Below are 940 nucleotides of genomic sequence, written 5' to 3' on the forward strand. Positions count from 1 at the left end.
CGTTAGCTCAACGCCTTGCAGCGCTTCCACACCGTGCCTATCAACCAGCTGGTCTCGCTGGGCCCTTCAGGAGGCTCTAGGCCTCAGGGATGTCTCATCTTGAAGGGGGCTTCCCGCTTAGATGCTTTCAGCGGTTATCCCGTCCGACCATAGCTACCCGGCAATGCCACTGGCGTGACAACCGGAACACCAGAGGGTCGTCCACTCCGGTCCTCTCGTACTAGGAGCAGCCCTTCTCAAACATCCAACGCCCACGGCAGATAGGGACCGAACTGTCTCACGACGTTCTAAACCCAGCTCGCGTACCACTTTAAATGGCGAACAGCCATACCCTTGGGACCGACTTCAGCCCCAGGATGTGATGAGCCGACATCGAGGTGCCAAACACCGCCGTCGATGTGAACTCTTGGGCGGTATCAGCCTGTTATCCCCGGAGTACCTTTTATCCGTTGAGCGATGGCCCTTCCATACAGAACCACCGGATCACTAGAACCTGCTTTCGCACCTGCTCGACGTGTCTGTCTCGCAGTCAAGCACCCTTATGCTCTTGCACTCATTGCACGATGTCCGACCGTGCTGAGGGTACCTTCGTGCTCCTCCGTTACTCTTTAGGAGGAGACCGCCCCAGTCAAACTACCCACCACACACTGTCCTCGATCCGGATAACGGACCTGAGTGAGAACGCCAATGATGCCAGGCTGGTATTTCAAGGTTGGCTCCCTCCGAACTGGCGTCCGGAGTTCAAAGCCTCCCAGCTATCCTACACAGGCAACATCAGCGTCCAGTGTGAAGCTATAGTAAAGGTTCACGGGGTCTTTCCGTCTAGCCGCGGGTACACCGCATCTTCACGGCGATTTCAATTTCACTGAGTCTCGGGTGGAGACAGCGTGGCCATCATTACGCCATTCGTGCAGGTCGGAACTTACCCGACAAGGAATTT

The 940-nt window shown here is 56.3% G+C and carries 1 rRNA gene; it reads right to left on the minus strand.

Features of this window, described 5'->3' with window-relative positions:
* A 23S ribosomal RNA gene (locus ACFFLD_RS20550) occupies positions 1–940 on the minus strand; the annotation flags it as partial.

The organism is Vreelandella sulfidaeris (assembly GCF_042429665.1).
GTDB lineage: Bacteria > Pseudomonadota > Gammaproteobacteria > Pseudomonadales > Halomonadaceae > Vreelandella.